17 protein-coding genes and 1 tRNA gene are annotated in these 18,838 nt (G+C 62.6%); 12 read left to right on the plus strand and 6 right to left on the minus strand.

Annotation, left to right across the window (positions count from 1 at the left end):
* The first annotated feature begins 25 nt into the window (after window positions 1–25).
* The 5 genes from LB555_RS07785 to LB555_RS07805 all read left to right on the plus strand — a co-directional run bounded on the left by LB555_RS07785 (window position 26) and on the right by LB555_RS07805 (window position 5,125).
* Entirely contained in the window at window positions 26–907 is an 882-nt protein-coding gene (locus tag LB555_RS07785) for a carbohydrate ABC transporter permease (RefSeq protein WP_411908819.1), read from the plus strand.
* Window positions 908–909: 2 nt separating this feature from the next.
* Window positions 910–1,197: a DUF2160 domain-containing protein gene (locus tag LB555_RS07790; protein ID WP_015317737.1), complete on the plus strand. Its 288-nt coding sequence runs from the start codon at window positions 910–912 to the stop codon at window positions 1,195–1,197.
* 79 nt (window positions 1,198–1,276) lie between these two features.
* Window positions 1,277–3,004 (plus strand): ABC transporter substrate-binding protein, encoded by a 1,728-nt coding sequence (locus LB555_RS07795; RefSeq protein ID WP_015317738.1) that lies wholly within the window; start codon window positions 1,277–1,279, stop codon window positions 3,002–3,004.
* Window positions 3,005–3,095: 91 nt separating this feature from the next.
* Window positions 3,096–4,589 (plus strand): glycerol kinase GlpK, encoded by a 1,494-nt coding sequence (gene glpK / locus LB555_RS07800; RefSeq protein WP_224682590.1) that lies wholly within the window; start codon window positions 3,096–3,098, stop codon window positions 4,587–4,589.
* Window positions 4,590–4,621: 32 nt separating this feature from the next.
* Entirely contained in the window at window positions 4,622–5,125 is a 504-nt protein-coding gene (locus tag LB555_RS07805; RefSeq protein ID WP_224682591.1) for a DUF6882 domain-containing protein, read from the plus strand.
* Window positions 5,126–5,202: 77 nt separating this feature from the next.
* Here LB555_RS07805 and LB555_RS07810 read toward each other — a convergent pair whose 3' ends face one another.
* Window positions 5,203–5,673 carry a BA14K family protein gene (locus tag LB555_RS07810; protein ID WP_140664185.1) on the minus strand — a complete coding sequence of 157 codons (471 nt, stop codon included), beginning with the start codon at window positions 5,671–5,673 and terminating at the stop codon, window positions 5,203–5,205.
* Between the two features lie 257 nt (window positions 5,674–5,930).
* Between LB555_RS07810 and LB555_RS07815 the strand changes: the two genes are divergently transcribed.
* Window positions 5,931–6,006, plus strand: a tRNA-Lys gene (locus LB555_RS07815).
* A 63-nt stretch (window positions 6,007–6,069) separates the two neighbouring features.
* Here LB555_RS07815 and LB555_RS07820 read toward each other — a convergent pair.
* Window positions 6,070–6,516 carry a hypothetical protein gene (locus LB555_RS07820; RefSeq protein WP_224682592.1) on the minus strand — a complete coding sequence of 149 codons (447 nt, stop codon included), beginning with the start codon at window positions 6,514–6,516 and terminating at the stop codon, window positions 6,070–6,072.
* 217 nt (window positions 6,517–6,733) lie between these two features.
* On the opposite strand from LB555_RS07820, the gene LB555_RS07825 reads away from it, so the two are divergent.
* The 5 genes from LB555_RS07825 to LB555_RS07845 all read left to right on the plus strand — a co-directional run bounded on the left by LB555_RS07825 (window position 6,734) and on the right by LB555_RS07845 (window position 12,898).
* Window positions 6,734–7,795, plus strand: coding sequence for a glycosyltransferase family 4 protein (locus tag LB555_RS07825; protein ID WP_015317742.1), 1,062 nt, complete (start codon window positions 6,734–6,736; stop codon window positions 7,793–7,795).
* A gap of 45 nt (window positions 7,796–7,840) precedes the next feature.
* Window positions 7,841–10,003, plus strand: coding sequence for an amylo-alpha-1,6-glucosidase (locus LB555_RS07830; protein ID WP_140616516.1), 2,163 nt, complete (start codon window positions 7,841–7,843; stop codon window positions 10,001–10,003).
* A 107-nt stretch (window positions 10,004–10,110) separates the two neighbouring features.
* Window positions 10,111–11,886, plus strand: a complete 1,776-nt coding sequence (locus LB555_RS07835; RefSeq protein ID WP_015317744.1) for a trehalose-6-phosphate synthase — start codon at window positions 10,111–10,113, stop codon at window positions 11,884–11,886.
* On the plus strand, window positions 11,886–12,686 hold the full coding sequence (gene otsB / locus LB555_RS07840) for a trehalose-phosphatase (protein ID WP_140718072.1): 801 nt from the start codon (window positions 11,886–11,888) through the stop codon (window positions 12,684–12,686). Before LB555_RS07835 ends, otsB begins: the two co-directional genes overlap by 1 nt.
* Complete coding sequence (locus LB555_RS07845; RefSeq protein WP_015317746.1) at window positions 12,686–12,898, plus strand: hypothetical protein; 213 nt, start codon at window positions 12,686–12,688, stop codon at window positions 12,896–12,898. The genes otsB and LB555_RS07845 overlap by 1 nt, the downstream gene beginning before the upstream one ends.
* 6 nt (window positions 12,899–12,904) lie before the next feature.
* On the opposite strand, the gene dprA is transcribed toward LB555_RS07845, so the two are convergent.
* From dprA to LB555_RS07865, 4 genes are read right to left on the minus strand one after another with little or no spacing between them, the layout of a single operon-like run.
* A complete protein-coding gene (gene dprA / locus LB555_RS07850) occupies window positions 12,905–14,038 on the minus strand; it encodes a DNA-processing protein DprA (RefSeq protein ID WP_224682593.1) in 1,134 nt (377 codons plus the stop codon).
* On the minus strand, window positions 14,035–14,622 hold the full coding sequence (gene plsY, locus LB555_RS07855; RefSeq protein WP_224682594.1) for a glycerol-3-phosphate 1-O-acyltransferase PlsY: 588 nt from the start codon (window positions 14,620–14,622) through the stop codon (window positions 14,035–14,037). The genes dprA and plsY overlap by 4 nt, the downstream gene beginning before the upstream one ends.
* 53 nt (window positions 14,623–14,675) lie before the next feature.
* On the minus strand, window positions 14,676–15,962 hold the full coding sequence (locus tag LB555_RS07860; protein ID WP_224682595.1) for a dihydroorotase: 1,287 nt from the start codon (window positions 15,960–15,962) through the stop codon (window positions 14,676–14,678).
* On the minus strand, window positions 15,959–16,954 hold the full coding sequence (locus LB555_RS07865; protein ID WP_015317750.1) for an aspartate carbamoyltransferase catalytic subunit: 996 nt from the start codon (window positions 16,952–16,954) through the stop codon (window positions 15,959–15,961). Before LB555_RS07865 ends, LB555_RS07860 begins: the two co-directional genes overlap by 4 nt.
* A 218-nt stretch (window positions 16,955–17,172) precedes the next feature.
* Between LB555_RS07865 and LB555_RS07870 the strand changes: the two genes are divergently transcribed.
* Window positions 17,173–18,801: a DNA alkylation response protein gene (locus LB555_RS07870; protein WP_015317751.1), complete on the plus strand. Its 1,629-nt coding sequence runs from the start codon at window positions 17,173–17,175 to the stop codon at window positions 18,799–18,801.
* Window positions 18,802–18,838 lie beyond the last annotated feature (37 nt).

The following is an 18,838-nucleotide window of genomic DNA, read 5'->3' on the forward strand; positions in this document are numbered from 1 at the left end:
CAATGAACGAACCGAGCGCAATGCGATGAACGGGACCGCCTCGGAAAGTCTCGCCGGTACACTGTCGCAGAGCGATCTCGACAGGCGCATGCGCCGGCGCGGCGAGGAATCGCGCTGGTGGTGGATCGTGCCGACGCTCTACATCATCGTACTTCTGCTGCCGATTTACTGGCTCATCAATATGAGCTTCAAGACCAATGCCGAGATCGTCAACTCGATGACGCTCTACCCGCACACGCCGACAATCGCCAACTACGTCACCATCTTCACGCAGAGGGCTTGGTATTCCGGCTACATCAACTCGATCACCTATGTCGTCATGAACATGGTGATTTCGGTGTCGGTGGCGCTGCCTGCGGCTTACGCTTTCTCGCGCTATCGTTTCCTCGGCGATAAGCATCTGTTCTTCTGGCTGCTGACCAACCGCATGGCGCCGCCGGCCGTGTTCGCACTGCCGTTCTTCCAGCTCTATTCGGCCTTCGGCCTCATCGACACGCACATTGCGGTGGCGCTGGCGCACTGCCTGTTCAACGTGCCGCTGGCGGTGTGGATCCTCGAAGGCTTCATGTCGGGCGTGCCGAAGGAGATCGATGAAACCGCCTATATCGACGGCTATTCGTTCCCGCGTTTCTTTGTCAGGATATTCATGCCGCTGATCGCCAGCGGCATCGGCGTCGCCTGCTTCTTCTGCTTCATGTTCTCATGGGTGGAACTGTTGATCGCGCGCACGCTGACCACCACCGACGCCAAGCCGATCGCCGCCACCATGACGCGCACCGTATCGGCCGCCGGCATGGACTGGGGCCTCCTTGCCGCAGCCGGCGTGCTGACGCTGATCCCTGGCGCGCTCGTCATCTGGTTTGTCCGCAACTATATCGCCAAGGGCTTCGCCCTGGGGAGGGTATGATCATGAATCTCGACCTCTCCTGGATGGCGTGGACGTGGCCGACGGCCGCTTTCTTCGCCACCATTCTTCTGTTGCTGTGCGGCATGGCCGCTTGGGAATACGCCTCGCCAGGCGGCAATCCGCGCGTCGGCATGCTGCGCTTCGAGACGACACGCGGCGATCGCCTGTTTCTGTCGCTGCTTGGCAGTGCCTTTATTCATCTCGCTTGGCTGGGTCTCGTCGGATCCAACCTTTGGTGGGCTCTCGCTCTCTCCGTGGTCTACGCCGTCGGCGTGTTCCGCTACGTATAGAGGGGGAAACTGTTGGAGCGGCCGCGTGCCGGCGACTGCTCCAGATCGCACTTGAAACTTAAAACTGTGGAGGAAACTAATGCGACGGCAATTTTTAACGTCAACGACCGCCCTTGTCCTGTTGCTGGGGGCAGGCAATGCCTATGCCGGAATGGACGAAGCCAAGTCCTTCCTGGACAAGGAAATCGGCCCCCTGTCGACGCTTTCGCGCGCCGATCAGGAAGCCGAAATGCAATGGTTCATCGACGCCGCCAAGCCGTTCGCCGGCATGGACATCAAGGTCGTCTCTGAAACCATCGCCACCCACCAGTATGAATCGCAGGTGCTGGCGCCGGCCTTTACCGCCATCACCGGCATCAAGATCACACATGACGTTATCCAGGAAGGCGACGTCGTTGAGAAGATCCAGACGCAGATGCAGACCGGCCAGAACCTCTATGACGGCTGGGTCAACGATTCCGACCTGATCGGCACCCACTGGCGCTACCAGCAGGTGCGCAATCTGACCGACTGGATGGCGGGTGAGGGCAAGGACGTCACCAATCCGAACCTGGACCTGAAGGACTTCATCGGCACCTCGTTCACGACGGCTCCCGACAAGAAGCTCTACCAACTGCCCGATCAGCAGTTCGCCAACCTCTACTGGTTCCGTTACGACTGGTTCAACGACGAGAAGAACAAGGCCGACTTCAAGGCGAAATACGGCTACGACCTCGGCGTTCCGGTCAATTGGTCGGCGTATGAGGACATCGCCGAATTCTTCACCGGTCGCGAGATAGACGGCAAGAAGGTCTATGGCCACATGGACTACGGCAAGAAGGACCCGTCGCTGGGCTGGCGGTTCACCGACGCCTGGCTGTCGATGGCCGGCAATGGCGACAAGGGCCTGCCGAATGGCTTGCCGGTCGACGAGTGGGGCATCAAGGTCGACGAGAATTCACGCCCTGTCGGCTCCTGCACCGCCCGCGGCGGCGATACCAATGGTCCTGCGGCGGTCTATTCGATCCAGAAGTATCTCGACTGGTTGAAAGCCTACGCGCCTGCCGAAGCGCAAGGCATGACCTTCTCTGAATCCGGCCCGGTGCCGGCGCAAGGGGCGGTTGCCCAGCAGATCTTCTGGTACACCGCCTTCACCGCTTCGATGGTCGACGCCGGCGCCAAGGCGGTGCTGAACGACGATGGCACGCCGAAGTGGCGCATGGCGCCGTCGCCGCACGGCGTCTACTGGAAGGACGGCATGAAGCTCGGCTACCAGGACGTGGGTTCCTGGACGCTGATGAAGTCGACGCCGACCGATCGCGCCAAGGCCGCCTGGCTTTACGCGCAATTCGTCACCTCGAAGACCGTGGACGTGAAGAAGAGCCATGTCGGCCTGACTTTCATCCGCGAGAGTACTATCCACGACAAGAGCTTCACCGAACGTGCGCCGAAGCTCGGCGGCCTGATCGAGTTCTACCGCTCACCCGCCCGTGTGCAGTGGTCCCCGACCGGCACCAACGTGCCTGACTATCCGAAGCTGGCTCAGCTCTGGTGGCAGGCAATCGGCGATGCGTCGTCCGGAGCCAAGACGGCGCAGGAAGCGATGGACTCGCTCTGCGGCGAGCAGGAGAAGGTCATGAGCCGCATCGAGAAATCGGGTGTCCAGGGCGATATCGGCCCGAAGATGGCCGAAGAGCATGATCTCGCCTACTGGAACGCCGACGCGGTCAAGAAGGGCAATCTCGCGCCTCAGCTCAAGATCGAGAACGAGAAGGAAAAGCCGGTCACCATCAACTACGACGAACTGGTCAAGAGCTGGCAAAAGTAAGACGATCTATGCGGGCGTTCGCGCCCGTGTGAAATTGAGGGAGGCGGCGCGTTGCCGTCTCCCTTCTTTTTGTTAAGGCGGAGGATGCAGAATGAGCGGTTTGGTGCTTGCGATCGACCAGGGAACGACATCGACACGGGCGATCCTGTTCGACGGCACGATGAATGTCGCAGGCAGCGGGCAGAAGGAATTCGCCCAGCACTATCCGGCCTCAGGCTGGGTCGAACACGATCCGGAGGAGATCTGGTCGAGCGTCATTGAGACGGTGAGGGCTGCGCTGAAGAATGCCGGCCGCGACGCTTCGGATGTGGCTGCGATCGGCATCACCAACCAGCGCGAGACGGTCGTCATCTGGGACAAAGCGACCGGCAAACCGATTCACAACGCCATTGTCTGGCAGGACCGGCGCACCGCACCGCTATGCCAGAAGCTCAGGAAGCAGGGGCTTGAGAAGAAATTCACCCGCAAGACCGGCCTGCTGCTCGACCCCTATTTCTCCGGCACCAAGATCGCCTGGATGCTGGACAAGGTGAAGGGCGCGAGGAAGCGTGCCGAGAAGGGCGAGCTGCTCGCCGGCACCATCGACAGCTTTTTGATCTGGCGGCTGACCGGCGGCAAGGTTCACGCCACGGATGCCACCAACGCGTCGCGCACGCTGGTCTACAACATTGCGGAGAATGCCTGGGACGAGGAGCTGCTGGCCATCCTGCGCATCCCCGCCGCGATGCTGCCCGAAGTCAAGGATTGCGCCGATGATTATGGAATAACAGAGAAAAACCTGTTTGGCGCCGAAATCAGAATCCTCGGCGTTGCCGGCGACCAGCATGCCGCGACGATTGGCCAGGCCTGCTTCGAGCCGGGCATGATGAAATCCACCTATGGCACCGGCTGTTTTGCGTTGCTCAACACCGGCAGCGACCTGGTGCGGTCGAAGAACCGACTCTTGACCACCATTGCCTATCGGCTGAACGGCAAGACCACCTATGCGCTGGAAGGCTCGATCTTCATCGCTGGGGCTGCCGTGCAATGGCTGCGCGACGGCATCAAGGTGATCGGCAAGGCAGAGCAGAGCGGCAAACTCGCGGCGGAAGCCGATCCGACGCAGAACGTCTATCTGGTGCCGGCCTTTGTCGGGCTCGGTGCGCCGCACTGGGATGCCGAGGCGCGGGGCGCGATTTTCGGATTGACCCGCAACACCGGACCGGCGGAGTTTGCCCGCGCGGCACTGGAATCCGTCGCCTACCAGACCCGCGACCTGCTCGACGCCATGCACAAGGATTGGAAGGGCGCCAAGGCAAAGACGGTGCTCAGGGTCGATGGCGGCATGGTGGCATCGGACTGGACCATGCAGCGCCTGGCCGACATTCTCGACGCGCCGGTCGATCGGCCGACAATTCTGGAGACGACCGCGCTGGGGGCGGCATGGCTTGCCGGTTCGAAGGCCGGCGCATGGCCGAAGGCGCGGGAATTCGCGAAGACCTGGGCCCTGGAGCGGCGGTTCGTGCCCGACATGGAATCCGCTACCCGGTCCGTCAAATTGGCGGGCTGGCGGGACGCTGTGCGCCGGACATTGAGCGTGCCATAATCGCCTTGAGGTGAGGGCTTGGCGAGGGGGAAATGACGCCGGAATGGTATAGCAACTGGTGCGCGGAGGCATTCGAACAGCTTACCGCGAAGAACGCCCGTCTGGAGAAGGATTTCCACTTGGGGCACTGGCCGCGCTATGACTACGACCTGACAACGGGGAAGCTGCTGTTTTCACAGGAAGGGAAGGTCGCGGTCGTCGCCGAAATCCAGATCGCGGGTTCCACGAGCACAATGGCTGGCAACTGGCTGTGGGCCTGGGCGAACTCCAACCTGCCCGACGAACTCCTTGCGGACGCAAAGCAGGTCCGATCCTTCGGGGAACAGAACGGCATCGACGAGCTGGCGCAGGCTTACGTGGTCGATACCGACGACGACCTCGAAGCACTCGGATGGGAACTCAGCGGGGCTATGGTACGGATTTGCGACGCTGTTGGAGCGTACCGCTCTCCCCGCGGCAAAGGTGGCGGTCTTTACCTGGTTATCAAGAGCCTGAGCTGGGCCAGCGACAAACGCGACCACTGCCAACCATGTTAGGATAGACGCGACAAGGCCCGCGTCTTCTATACGCGGGCCTTTACTCACCATTACCAGCTACTGATACTCAACAGGGATCAGTAAGGGGAGCGGCACTCCCGACGAGGACCATTGTTCGGCTGGAAGGTGTTGTCGGAAGCGCGGTAGCTCCGATAATGATCGTAGCACCACTGAACGTGCGAGTTGCCTTCATAGACGCGGTTGTTCTCGTTGTTGACAATCGCGCCGGTGATCAGCGCGCCAGTCGCGAAGGCGGCCAGCGGGAACCAGTAGTCGCCATGACGGCGATAGCCGCGGCGATATTCACGATAGCCGCGATGCCCATTCCAATACATGTCACCGTTGCGGCTAAAGCTTCGATTGCGCGAGAAATTGCGGTCGAAGGAGCGGTTTCTCCTCCACTCCCGGTATTGCACCGTCTGTACATCCGGCGCTGCCGCCTGGGAGAGTGGCACGTAGTTGGGCTGGGCGTTGACCGGCACCACCTCCGCCGCGACGAATGTCGCCGAAAGGGTGGCGGCAAGCAGGCCCGTTGTGATTCTATTCATTGGTATTCTCCTCGAGGGTTTGGCGAACGTCCCTTTGGCAAAAAACGACAGTGCGTCGGATTTGTTCCGCCGTGTAGGCAGCCGTTCCTGCACCGAAACCCAAACCGCCGGACTGCTCGCCAGGACCCGGGGGAACAAGCAAGAGGCGGCGAATTAGGGCAAAGAGCAGGTTTGGAACCCATCTTTTCCGGTTGACCGGTCGCGGCACTCTCCCTATGTTCCGCGCAATTTCGAGGGCGGCCTTTTCGAGCCCGCGGGAGCGCGTAGCTCAGCCGGTAGAGCAACTGACTTTTAATCAGTAGGTCATGGGTTCGAATCCCATCGCGCTCACCATCGTCAAATGACATGTCAGCGCTTTTGATTTGCCCATGTATCCTTGCGGCGCTCAACGACCGCTCAGGCGCCTCCTGACAAGTGCACGTCCAGAACGGCGGCTTTCTTGGCGATCAGTCCTGTCAGATCCGCGTCGGATCGCTTGGTGCCGGTCCGTTCGCGCAGCAACGAGATGACCGCGCTCATCGAAAGCTGGGCAGTGCGATCGCTCAGGATAGCGTCCACCGCGCCGGCAACATCCGGGGTCTCCGTCGGTGCTCGCATGATCGGTTCCTTTCTGTTCAGGTCGGCCTCGGCGCCGTTGGCCGGTCCCCGCACGCCACGGTCGAAGATGACGGCCAGGCCGTTCTTCACGGCGAGGGCGGCGACCATGTCGTCGAGGTCGTGATCGGAAAGCGCTGGCTCCGAAGGATCGGGCTTCAGGGTTCTGCGGATCACTCGGGCAGCCTGATCAGTCGACACAAAGCCAAAATGCCGTTTTCTGGCCTCGACATATTGCTCGATGATCATGCTCAGGCGCCGCGCTGCGATATCCCTGGGTTGCTGCATCTGGGCCTCCTCCGGCTGCCGCAAGCGCAAGGTCGACAGCACCAGAAGGAAATAGGGCGGCGGATCTACTCAAACAGGGGACGGATCGATCATTCGACGCATCTTGCGCAGATATAGGAACGATCCGGGCCTTGATGCATTTTGGCTCTATGACCAGCTCATTGAGGGACGCCGGGACATGAAGATTGCCCATGTCGCACCACTCTACGAATCGGTGCCGCCACGACTTTACGGGGGTACCGAGCGTATCATCTCGTATCTTACCGAAGCTCTCGTCGATCTCGGCCACGAGGTGACGTTGTTTGCCAGCGGCGACACGAAGAGCTCCGCCAAACTGGTGCCATGCCGCGAAAGGGCGCTTCGTCTCGATCCGCGTCCGCTGAAGTCCGAGATCGCGGCACATTTGTCGATGCTCGACGAAGTGCGCAAACGGGCCGACGACTTCGACGTCGTGCATTTCCATCTGAGCCATTTCCTGCATTTCCCGTTTTTCCGTGATATGCCGCAGCGCACGGTGACAACGCCGCATGGCAGGCTAGATTACGCGGACCTCGCGCAAGCCTATGACCGGTTCCCGCGGTTCCCCATGATTTCCATATCCCGCAGCCAGCGGGCGCGGTTCGCATCCGCGAACTGGCTGGCGACGATCCATCACGGGCTGCCGCTTGACCTTTATGAGGCCGATTTCGAGGCCGGTTCGGACGGTACCTACCTGGCTTTTCTCGGCAGAATGTCACGCGACAAGCGGCCGGACCGGGCAATCGAGATTGCCCGCCGAACCGGCCTGAAACTGAAGCTCGCCGCCAAGGTCGGCGATGGCGACCGCGCCTATTTCGAGGAAGTCGTGCAGCCGCTGATCGATGGCGACCGGGTCGAGTATGTCGGCGAGATTGGTGAGGACCAGAAGGCCCGGTTTCTGGGCAATGCGGCCGCCTTGCTGTTTCCCATCGACTGGCCTGAACCCTTCGGGCTTGCGGTGATCGAGGCCATGGCGTGCGGAACCCCGGTCATGGCTTGGAGTTGCGGCGCTATGCCCGAGATCATCGATCATGGGGTCACCGGCTTTGTCGTCGAAACCATCGAAGATGCCGTCGCCTCGATGCCGGCTCTCCTGCAACTCGACAGGCGACGAATAAGAACGGCCTTCGAAAGGCGGTTTTCGGCCGATAGAATGGCCAGGGATTATGTCGAGGCCTATTCGCGGCTGACCACCGGCCACGAAGAGAGCAGGGCCTCATAGATCTTCAACCCGTTCGGAAACCAGCACGGGACAATCTTCTTGACCATTACCCAACTCGACGAGCGCAAGCTCGATCCTGCGATAGCACTGGCTTCCCTGGACGAAACCGCGCCCAGGGAGCCGCATCGGCTTTACGCTCTCAAGCATGGCGATTGCTTTGCCGTCGCCGACGCCTATGGCGACATACGTGGCGCCGGCGACGGCTTCTTCCGCGACGACACGCGCGTGCTCTCCGAATTTCGCCTGACGGTTGGCGGGCGATCGTTGTCGCTGCTGGGCGCATCGCTCAGCCAGGACAACGTCCTGTTCACCAGCAACCTGACCAATCTGCCGATCGAGAGCGCCGCGGGCCGCCAGATTCCGCAGGGCGCGATCCATATCGAGCGGGTCAGGCTTCTGTGGCAGGAAAGGCTATATGAACGCATCACGCTCTCGAACTATAGCCGGGAGCATTCGACGGTCTTGGTGTCACTGCGCTTCGGTGTTGATTTTCGCGACATGTTCGAAGTCCGGGGCTCGACCCGCTCCAAGCGCGGTACCGCGCACACGGCCGAGATCGACCAGAGTTCGGTCGTGCTCCGCTACGAAGGGCTGGACAAGGTCGTACGGACCTCGGCCATTTCGTTTTCACAGCCCCCGGATCAACTGACCTCCGAGCGGGCGGATTTCTTCATTGCCGTCACCAAGCGCAGCCGCCAGACGCTGTATGTGGAGGTGGGGAGCAAGACAACGGCCCGCCCGCAAAGTGAACGTTTCCGGGCCGCGGCGGCGCGCGCCCGTTTCGGCATGCGCGCCAAGCGCCGGCATGGGGCAACGCTGCACAGTTCAGGCCGCGTCTTCAATGATTGGATGGAACGGGCGCGTGCCGATGTGGCATTGCTCACCACGGAACTGGCGACCGGGCCTTACCCATATGCCGGGATCCCGTGGTTCTCCACCGCCTTCGGCCGCGACGGCGTGATTTCAGCTCTGCAGATGCTTTGGCTCAATCCCGGCCTGGCTCGTGGCGTGCTTGCCTTTCTCGCCCAGCACCAGGCGACCGAAACCTCTCCCTTCAGCGATTCCGAGCCCGGCAAGATCATGCACGAGACCCGCAAGGGCGAGATGGCGGCGCTGAGCGAGTTGCCGTTCGGCCGCTACTATGGCGGCGTCGATACGACGCCCCTCTACATCCATCTCGCCTGCGCCTATGCGGACCGCACGGGAGACACGGCTTTCATCGATGGCCTTTGGCCATCGCTGTGCGCCGCCGCCGAGTGGATCGAGACAGCGAGCCGTTCGACAGGGTTTCTTACCTATCAGCGCGCCGCGGAATCCGGCCTTGCCAACCAGGGATGGAAGGACAGCTTCGATTCCGTCTTCCATGCCGACGGCCGCATTCCGAAAGGGCCGATCGCGCTGGTCGAGGTGCAGGGTTACGTCTTTGCAGCATTTCGGGGATTGGCAAAGCTGGCACGGCTGCGCGGCGAAGAGGAGCGGGCGGAGAATTGGGAGCTGCGCGCCGATGCCATTCGCCAACAAGTCGAACGCCATTTCTGGATCGAAGAGCTTGGCTACTATGCGCTGGCGATCGATGGCGACGGCCAACCCTGCAAGGTGCGCACGTCCAATGCTGGTCACCTGCTCTATGTCGGCCTTCCCAATCCGGATCGCGCACGCATGGTCGCCGACCAGCTGCTGTCGGCTTCGTTCCATTCCGGCTGGGGGCTGAGAACGCTGGCGGACGATGCGATCTTCTTCAATCCGATGTCCTATCATAACGGCTCCATCTGGCCGCACGACACCGCGATCTGCGCCGCCGGGCTGGCGCGATACGGTATCCGCGACAGCGTGGTGCGGTTGATGAGCGGGACCTTCGAATCCGCGGTTCATTTCAACATGCGGCTACCCGAACTGTTCTGCGGGTTCACGCGCTCGGCCGGCGAAGCGCCGATTGCCTATCCGGTGGCTTGCCTGCCGCAGGCCTGGTCCGCGGGCTCCGCCTTCATGCTCATGCAGGCCTGCCTCGGCCTACAGATCGACGGTTGGACGAACGAAATTCACGTGACCCGGCCGCACTTGCCGATCGGCATCGACAATCTTGTCATTCGCCATCTCTCGGTGGGACATGTGGCGGTGGACCTGACGTTTCAGCGCGTGGGGGATCGTGTCGGTGCCTTCCTTGCGGATGCGCATGAAGGATTGGTGCCACTGGTGGTCAAGAGCTGAAAAATCGGAACCAACACCGGGTGCGGAACGTTGGATCAGCACGCCAAGGATGCTGGAGTTCCTGTCGGTGGATCTGCCGCGTCCCATTGAAAGGTAATCAATTCGAAATGCCCGACAACAGTTCGTACCTGGTCGTACCCTCGGCCGCACTGTGGCTCTTCGTTCTCGTAATTGTCGGTATCTCATGCGTCGCGCTCGCGGTGGTGCTGTCACGGGCGCGCCGGGCCAGAAACATGAAGCTCGCCCGTCTCGAAGCAGGATCCGTTCGCAGCCCATTGCCGGAGTTCGAAAAGAACGGGCAATCCGCGGCCGCCGCCCTCGTCCAATGGTCGCCGGAAACGTTGCGTCACATTCTGGCGAAGGAACTTCCCGATGCGCAGGTGATCGTGGTGTCAAATCGCGAACCCTACATCCATAACCGCAACGGCGACGGCATCCAGCTGGTCGTACCCGCCAGCGGGCTGGTCTCCGCCCTGGAGCCGATCACGCGCGCCTGTGCGGGCACATGGATCGCCTATGGCGGCGGTTCGGCCGATGCGCTGGTGGTGGACGAAAACGACCGCGTCGAAGTGCCGCCGGAAAACCCTTCCTATACGTTGCGCCGTGTCTGGCTGAGCGAGGAAGAACAGCAAGGCTATTATCTCGGCTTTGCCAATGAGGGGCTTTGGCCGCTGTGCCACATAGCCTTCACCCGACCGATATTCCGTGCTTCCGACTGGGAGGCCTACGAGGCGGTTAACCGCAAATTCGCCGACACCGTCGTCGCGGAGGCACGCAACGAGCGGCCCATCGTGCTTGTCCAGGACTACCATTTCGCCCTGTTGCCGCGGATGATCCGGGAGCGCCTGCCGGAAGCCATCATCATCACCTTCTGGCACATTCCATGGCCGAATTCCGAGGTATTCAGCATCTGCCCATGGCGCGAGAAGATCCTAGAAGGATTGCTGGGCAGTTCGATCGTCGGCTTTCACACCCAGTTCCATTGCAACAACTTCATCGACAGCGTCGACCGCTTCCTGGAGAGCAGGATCGAGCGCGAGGATTCCGCCATCTCCTATGGCGGCCAGATCAGCCTGGTTCACGCGTATCCAATTTCAATCGAATGGGAGCCGGCTCGACAGGCCCAGCTGCCCGACGTGGCGCAATGCCGGCGGCATGTTCGTGAAAAGTTCGGGCTGGCGGACGATGTCAGGCTGTGTGTCGGCGTCGAACGTCTCGACTACACCAAGGGCATCCTCGATCGCTTTACCGCACTCGACGAGCTGCTGAGGCTCCATCCGGAATGGATTGGCAAGGTCGCCTTCCTGCAGATCGCGGCACCCAGTCGCGGCACCTTGCCCGCATACCAACAGTTGCATGAAGAGTGTCTGCGTCAAGCCGAGGATCTCAACCGGCGCTATGGCCGCGACGGCTACACTCCCGTCCTGATGGTCACGGAACATCATTCGCAGGAACAGGTCTACGAAATCTACCGGGCCGCCGACGTTTGCTTGGTCACGAGCCTGCATGACGGCATGAACCTGGTGGCCAAGGAGTTCGTCGCGGCGCGCAATGACGAACAGGGGGTCCTGCTGCTCAGCATGTTCGCCGGCGCTTCCAAGGAATTGCTGGAAGCGCTGATCGTCAATCCCTACGACGCCACAATGATGGGCGACGCCTTGTTGCAGGCTTTGACGATGTCGTCGGAAGAGCAGCGGCAGCGCATGCAAAGGATGCGTGAGGTCGTTCGCGACAATAATGTCTACCGGTGGGCAGGCAGCATGCTTCTCGATGCCGCGCGCCTGCGCAAACGCGTTGCGGTCGATCGCGCCGTCGGCGCCGCCCCGACCTCATCGGGCAACGTGATCTCGCTGCTCGATCGCAGACGGGTGGCGGCGCTGTGATGTCGCTTCTGCCAAAGCTGCCCGCGCCTGAGCTCCCAACAGGGCCGTGGGCCTTGTTCCTGGACATTGACGGCACGCTTCTCGAACACGCCGCGCATCCCGATGCGGTGGTTGTCGGCGATGAATTGCGTACGCTGCTGGCGAGGCTCGAATTGCAATTGGATGGAGCTCTGGCGTTCATCACGGGACGATCGATCGCCGCGGTCGACCATCTTTTCCAGCCGCTCAGATTGCGCGCCGCCGGGCTGTATGGGCTTGAGCACAGGCTCATCCGCGACGGCCCGGTCGAGGCAGCGGGAGAGCCGGCCGACATTGCGGCACTTGCCGAGGAAATCGAAGCGGAGCTGGGCAGTTCGGACGTTTATATCGAGCGCAAGGGACCGATCCTGGCAGTCCACACGCGCGCGGCACCGCAACTGTTGCGGCGCGCGACGCAACTGGTCGAACAGGCGTTGGGCAGGTTACCTACGGGATATCGGGTGCTGGCCGGCAATGCCGGCGTTGAATTGATGCCGCTGGAGGCAGCAAAGGGAGCCGCCATCAGGCGCTTTCTGGATCTGCCGGCTTTCGAGGGGCGGCGGCCGGTGTTTCTGGGCGACGATACATCCGACGAAAATGGTTTCGAGGCCGTGAACGAGATGGACGGCATGTCGATCCGCATCAAACCGCACGGACCGACAGCGGCGCGCCATGTGCTTGCCGACGTCGGGGAGGCTTTGGCTTGGCTGGGTGCGGTGAGCCAGCGTAATTTGGATGGATCGACCGGCCTGGTCCATCCCTTCAATCGAAGGAGTCCGTGATGACCCAATTCACCAGTCTCATCTTGGAGATCATGCCTGCTTGGCTACGCCGGCGGTCGCTGCCGAATACGCACGAGACCCAGCCGAGTTTCGATCCGTCGCGCCCGCAGGACGCGGATGAGGTCTGGCGCCAGTTTGTTCAAAAGGATCTCTTTGACGCCAACATGCAGGATTACGACGAGACCGGAGATAGAAAGACCAGCCGCCACTGAGGGCGGTTAGCCTTCCCCGAAAACAAGCGAAACATTTCCACCGGCGTGACGCTCGAGGCGGCCGGCAAGGTCGAGTTCAAGCAGCACCATGAAGACCTGGGCGGGATGCAGGCCGGTGTGGCGGATGATCTCGTCGACCGGCACCGGTGTCGGCCCCAGCGCCTCGATCACCTTGGCCCGGTCGCTCTCGCCTGGTGGCGGTGTGGCCGAAAAGTCGGGCGGGTCCTCAAACGGCGGCAGATCAGGCGCCCGCATGCCGGTCAGCGGAAGGATCGCCCTGGAAATATCCGAAGCTTCGGTGACCAGCGTGGCGCCGTCCTTGAGCAGACCGTTGGTACCGGCCGCGCGCGGATCGAGCGGGGAGCCGGGCACCGCAAAGACCAACCGGCCCATCTCGCCGGCAAGCCTGGCGCTGATCAGCGAGCCTGAGCGCTGTGCTGCCTCAACCACCACCAGCCCAAGAGCGGCGCCCGCGACAAGGCGGTTGCGGCGCGGGAAATCCTGGGCACGCGGCTGCCAGCCGAACGGCATTTCCGAGATGATGGCGCCACGCTCCGCAATGTCATCGCACAGACCGGCATTTTCGGGCGGGTAGGGCAGGTCGAGCCCACCGGCGAGCACGCCGACCGTACCGGTCAAGACACTGCCCTGATGCGCCGCCGTGTCGATGCCACGTGCCAGGCCGGAGACGATGCCGTAGCCGTCTCGTCCGAGATCGGCTGCCAGCATGCGCGCCATCTTGATGCCGGCAAGCGATGCGTTGCGGGCGCCGACTATCGCGACACCCGGCAACCGGAACACCGCGGCATTGCCCCTGACCGCCAGCATCGGCGGCGGATTGTCCATGCTGCGCAACAGCGGCGGATAGTCCGCCTCCCCAATACCGACAAAGCGTGCTCCAAGTCGCCGCGCGGCCTCCATCTCGGCCTCGGCCTCGGCAAGGGAAGGGGTGCGCACGATCCGGTTGGCGCCGCCGGAAATCATCAGTTCCGGCAGCATTTCCAACGCGACTTCGGCCGAACCGAAACGGTTGATCAGGTCGCGAAAGGAGGCCGGGCCGACATTCTGGGTGCGGATCAGCCGCAGCCAGCTCAGTCGCTGGCGATCGGTGAGACGCGGCCCGGCGGCCGGTTCGCTCACCCCTTGGCTCCGATCTTGCGTTCGGTGCCGGCAATCAGTCGCGAAATGTTTTCTCGGTGCTTGATGAAGACAATGATGCTCATCACCACGAACAGAATGGCTATCTGCGGCGTGCTCAGGAAATAAAGCGCGATCGGCACCACCACGGCAGCAGCCAGCGCCGCCAGCGATGAGTAGCGGAAGAGGAAAGCCATCACCAACCATCCGACAGCGAAGATCAATGCGACTTGCCAGGCAAGGCCGACCAGCACGCCGAGATAAGTGGCGACGCCCTTGCCACCCTTGAAGCCGAGCCATGCCGGGAACAGGTGGCCCAGAAAGGCGCCGAGACCAGCCCAGATCGCGGCTTCAGGCGCGAAATGGCTTGCTATCAGCACGGCGGCCGTGCCTTTCAGCACATCGAGCAGCAAAGTCGCGGCGGCAAGCCCCTTGTTGCCGGTGCGCAGCACATTGGTGGCGCCGATATTGCCTGAACCGATCTTGCGCACATCGCCAAGGCCGGCCGCGCGGGTAAGCAGCAGGCCGAACGGAATCGAGCCCAGCAGATAGCCGAACACCAGCGCCAGGATTGGGCCGTAAGTCATTGTTCCCCCCGCGTTCCCCCAACCATGCCTGAAGTCGCATGGCTACCGCCGGCTCAGGCAGAAAATATTGTGCGGCCCGCCACCAGCGTTTGCAAGACCTTGCCTTGCAGCCGTGCGCCTTCGAAGCAGGTGTTTTTCGAGCGCGAGCGGATACCGCTTTCGCTGACTATCCAGGGTTCATCGAGGTCGACAAGCGCGAGATCGGCGACGGCGCCTGGCTTCAGCGTGCCGCCGGCCAATCCAAACAGCCTCGCCGGCGCGGTGGACAAGGTTTCGATCAGCCTGAGCAGGGGCACGTCGCCATTGTGGTAGAGGCGCAAGGCCGCGCCCAGCAGGGTTTCGAGGCCAATGGCACCGGCCGCGGCGTCGGCGAAGGGCAGGCGCTTGGTATCGACGTCCTGCGGATCGTGCGAGGAGACGATGACATCGACCGTTCCGTCCTTGACCGCATCGATCATCGCCAACCGGTCCTCCTCGGCCCGCAGCGGCGGCGTCAGGCGGAAGAAGGTGCGGTACTCGCCAACGTCGTTTTCATTGAGAGACAGATTGTGGATCGACACGCCAGACGTCACTGCCGCGCTGTCGGCCTTCGCACGCGCCACGGCGCTTGCCGCCATTGCCGTCGAGATCTTCGCGGCGTGGTACGAACCTTGCGTCAGCCGCGCCAGCGCGAGGTCACGCTCGAGCGGGATGGATTCGGCTTCACGTGGAATGCCGGAGAGGCCGAGCCAACTGGCATACAGGCCTTCGTTCATGACGCCCGACGACCCAAGATCGGCATCCTGCGTTTCATGGACGATGGTGGCGCCGAAATCGCGCGCATAGGTTAGCGCGCGACGCATCACCAGCGCGCTCGATATGGTATGCCTGCCATCGGTGAAGGCGACCGCGCCCGCCTCGCGCAGCAGCCCGAACTCCGTCATTTCACGTCCGTGGAGGCCCTTGGTGATGGCGGCGGCCGGAAAGATATTGACGACGGCCGTGTCCTTGGCGGTGCGCAGCACGAATTCGACCAGCGCCACATTGTCGATCACCGGATCGGTGTCTGGCATCATCACGATGGACGTGACGCCGCCGGCCGCTGCGGCGACACTTGCCGAAGCGATGGTTTCGCGATGTTCGGCGCCGGGCTCGCCGATGAAGACCCGGCCGTCGATCAGGCCGGGGATGATCGCCTTGCCGCTGCAGTCGATCGCCGTAGCGCCGTCGGGGACGCCCTGGTTCAGCGCCGCCTTGCCCGCGGCAACGATTTTCCTACCTTCGACTATGACGGAGCCGACTTCATCAAGGCCGCGTGACGGGTCGACGATGCGGGCGCGTTCAAAGACCGTGATGCTCATGCGCCGCGGCCTTCTTGATTGCGGCCCTCTTGATTGCGGCCCTCTTGATTGCGGCGGGAATCGAGCAGCGCTTCCATCACCGCCATGCGCACGGCGACGCCCATTTCCACCTGCTCCTGGATGACGCTTTGCGGGCCGTCGGCGATTTCCGAAGCAATTTCGACACCGCGGTTCATCGGGCCAGGATGCATGACAAGCGCGTCATCCTTGGCGGCCTTCAGTTTCTCGGCGTCTAGACCAAAATAGCGGAAATATTCGCGCACCGACGGCACGAAGGCTCCTTCCATGCGCTCGCGCTGCAAGCGCAACATCATCACCACATCCGCGTCCTTCAGGCCCTCCGCCATCGAGCGGCAGACGATCACGCCCATCCTGTCGATGCCCGAGGGCAACAGCGTCGAGGGCGCCACCACCCGCACCTGTGCGCCGAGTGCGTTGAGCAGCATGATGTTGGAGCGCGCCACACGCGAATGCAGGATGTCGCCGCAGATCGCCACGATCAGCTTCGACAGCGCACCCTTGGCGCGGCGGATGGTGAGCGCGTCGAGCAGCGCCTGTGTCGGGTGTTCATGGGCGCCGTCGCCGGCATTGACCACCGAGCAGCCGACCTTCTGCGCCAGGAGGGCCGCCGCGCCCGCCGACTGATGGCGGATGATCAATATGTCGGGCCGCATGGCATTGAGTGTCATCGCGGTGTCGATGAGCGTTTCGCCCTTCTTTACCGAGGAACTCGCCACCGACATGTTCATGACATCGGCGCCAAGCCGCTTTCCGGCCAGCTCGAACGAGGATTGCGTGCGGGTCGAGGCTTCGTAGAAGAGATTGATCTGGGTGCGGCCGCGCAGCGTCGAGGTCTTTTTTTCGGACTGGCGCGAGATCGCGACCGCCCGATCCGCCCTGTCGAGCAAAAGCTCGATGTCGGCGGGCGAAAGGTCGCTGATGCCCAGAAGATGGCGGTGAGGGTAGAGTGGCAGGGACGAAGCGTCGGTCATCTCAAGGGGCTGCTATAGGGTGCGGATTTCGCGCCCGCAAGCACCCGCTTTGGATTGACGCCGTTCTCCTCAATTTTTTCGTGTAGATAGCCGATTAGATCGGCCGGTATTTTCGTCGCGCGCGCAGCAACGCTTGGCTATATCTAAGCCGACGGCCTCGGATTCGAGGCTTTCCGACAATAGGGCCTTTCTAGAAGGATCGGCTAGAAGGATTGGGCGTGACCGACGACGTAACGAACCAGCCGCCGCCGCTGACGGGCGGCAACGCCTGGCGAGGCGATCCGTTGCTGATCCAGCTTGCCGAGCGCTTTTCCGATCCGGTGCGCAAGGATCTCGACGGGCTCGGCCGTTTCGTGCTGACGCAAGAAGCGCAGGAACTGGCGCGCCTCGCCAATGTCGAGACGCCGAAACTCAGGACGCACGATCGCCAGGGACGGCGCATCGACCTGGTCGAATTCCATCCCGCCTACCACGCCTTGATGCGCCGCTCGGTGGCCAACGGCCTGCATTCCTCGGTCTGGGAAAATGGCGACGCCGAGATCGGCCGCCGCCATCAGGTGCGCGCCGCCCGTTTTTACCTGACGGCGGAACTCGAGACCGGGCATCTCTGCCCCATCACCATGACCAGCGCCTCGCTGGCGGCATTGATGGCCAGCCCAAAACTGTTTCGCGAATGGGCGCCGCGCGTGACGACGCGCAAATACGACCAGAGCCAGAAGCCGCCCGTCGAAAAGACCGGACTGACGCTCGGCATGGGCATGACCGAGAAACAGGGCGGCACCGATGTGCGTGCCAATGTGACCCGGGCGGAACGCGTCGGTAGCGGCTTCTACCGCCTGACGGGACATAAATGGTTCATGTCGGCGCCGATGTCGGACGCCTTCCTGGTGCTGGCACAGGCGCCGGAGGGACTGTCCTGCTTCCTGGTGCCGCGCGTGCTCGGCGACGGGTCTGGCAACGGCTTTCGCTTCCAGCGGCTGAAGGACAAGCTCGGCAATCGCTCGAACGCGTCTTCCGAGGTTGAATTCGTCAACGCCATCGGGGAGATGGTCGGCGAACCCGGCGCCGGCGTCAAGACGATCATGGACATGGTGACGCTGACCCGGCTCGACTGCGCGGTGGCGTCTTCGGCGATCATGCGGGCCGGGCTGGCCGAAGCGATCCATCATGCCCGCCATCGCCAGGTGTTCGGTTCGACCTTGATCGAGCAGCCGTTGATGCAGCGCGTGCTGGCCGACATGGCGCTCGATGTTGCCGCGGCGACCGCGCTGTCGTTCCGGCTGGCGCGTTCCTTCGACGAGGCGGCGAGCGATCGCGGCGAGGCGGCGTTCGCCCGCGCCATGACGCCGGTCGTCAAATACTGGGTCTGCAAGATCGCGCCACCGCTGCTTTACGAGGCGATGGAGTGCCTTGGCGGCAATGGCTATGTCGAGGAAGCTCCGCTCGCCCGTTATTACCGCGAAGCGCCTGTCAACGCGATCTGGGAAGGGTCGGGCAATGTCATGGCGCTCGACGTGCTGCGCGTGCTTGGCCGCGCGCCGGGGCTTTTCGAAGAAGTATTGACCGGCATCGATCGCGACCTCGGCGCCGGCGGGCGCGGCACGATCGGCGTTCTGAAGGCGGCCATGCAGGTCGCTTCGACCGACGAGGGCTCGGCCCGGCTGCTGACGGAACAGCTTGCGCTCTCTGCGGCGGCCGCCGAGTTGCGTCGGCTCGGGGCAGGGCGGATCGCCGATGCCTTCGTCGAGACGCGGCTCGCGGGCCAGTGGCGCAATACCTACGGCATGCTCGATTCGCGCCACGACGCGCGCATGATCATCGATACGCTCTATCCGCCGGTGAATTGACGGAGATGCCGTTCATGTTCGAGGGGCGTTGCCGGAA

The sequence above is a fragment of the Mesorhizobium sp. BR-1-1-10 genome, from assembly GCF_020165595.1.
GTDB lineage: Bacteria > Pseudomonadota > Alphaproteobacteria > Rhizobiales > Rhizobiaceae > Mesorhizobium > Mesorhizobium australicum.

Coding starts and splice junctions, on each gene's coding strand:
- LB555_RS07785 (WP_411908819.1), top strand. CDS start 26: ATGAACGGGACCGCCTCGGAAAGTCTCGCCGGTACACTGTCGCAGAGC.
- LB555_RS07790 (WP_015317737.1), top strand. CDS start 910: ATGAATCTCGACCTCTCCTGGATGGCGTGGACGTGGCCGACGGCCGCT.
- LB555_RS07795 (WP_015317738.1), top strand. CDS start 1,277: ATGCGACGGCAATTTTTAACGTCAACGACCGCCCTTGTCCTGTTGCTG.
- glpK (WP_224682590.1), top strand. CDS start 3,096: ATGAGCGGTTTGGTGCTTGCGATCGACCAGGGAACGACATCGACACGG.
- LB555_RS07805 (WP_224682591.1), top strand. CDS start 4,622: ATGACGCCGGAATGGTATAGCAACTGGTGCGCGGAGGCATTCGAACAG.
- LB555_RS07810 (WP_140664185.1), bottom strand. CDS start 5,673: ATGAATAGAATCACAACGGGCCTGCTTGCCGCCACCCTTTCGGCGACA.
- LB555_RS07820 (WP_224682592.1), bottom strand. CDS start 6,516: ATGATCATCGAGCAATATGTCGAGGCCAGAAAACGGCATTTTGGCTTT.
- LB555_RS07825 (WP_015317742.1), top strand. CDS start 6,734: ATGAAGATTGCCCATGTCGCACCACTCTACGAATCGGTGCCGCCACGA.
- LB555_RS07835 (WP_015317744.1), top strand. CDS start 10,111: ATGCCCGACAACAGTTCGTACCTGGTCGTACCCTCGGCCGCACTGTGG.
- otsB (WP_140718072.1), top strand. CDS start 11,886: ATGTCGCTTCTGCCAAAGCTGCCCGCGCCTGAGCTCCCAACAGGGCCG.
- LB555_RS07845 (WP_015317746.1), top strand. CDS start 12,686: ATGACCCAATTCACCAGTCTCATCTTGGAGATCATGCCTGCTTGGCTA.
- plsY (WP_224682594.1), bottom strand. CDS start 14,622: ATGACTTACGGCCCAATCCTGGCGCTGGTGTTCGGCTATCTGCTGGGC.
- LB555_RS07860 (WP_224682595.1), bottom strand. CDS start 15,962: ATGAGCATCACGGTCTTTGAACGCGCCCGCATCGTCGACCCGTCACGC.
- LB555_RS07865 (WP_015317750.1), bottom strand. CDS start 16,954: ATGACCGACGCTTCGTCCCTGCCACTCTACCCTCACCGCCATCTTCTG.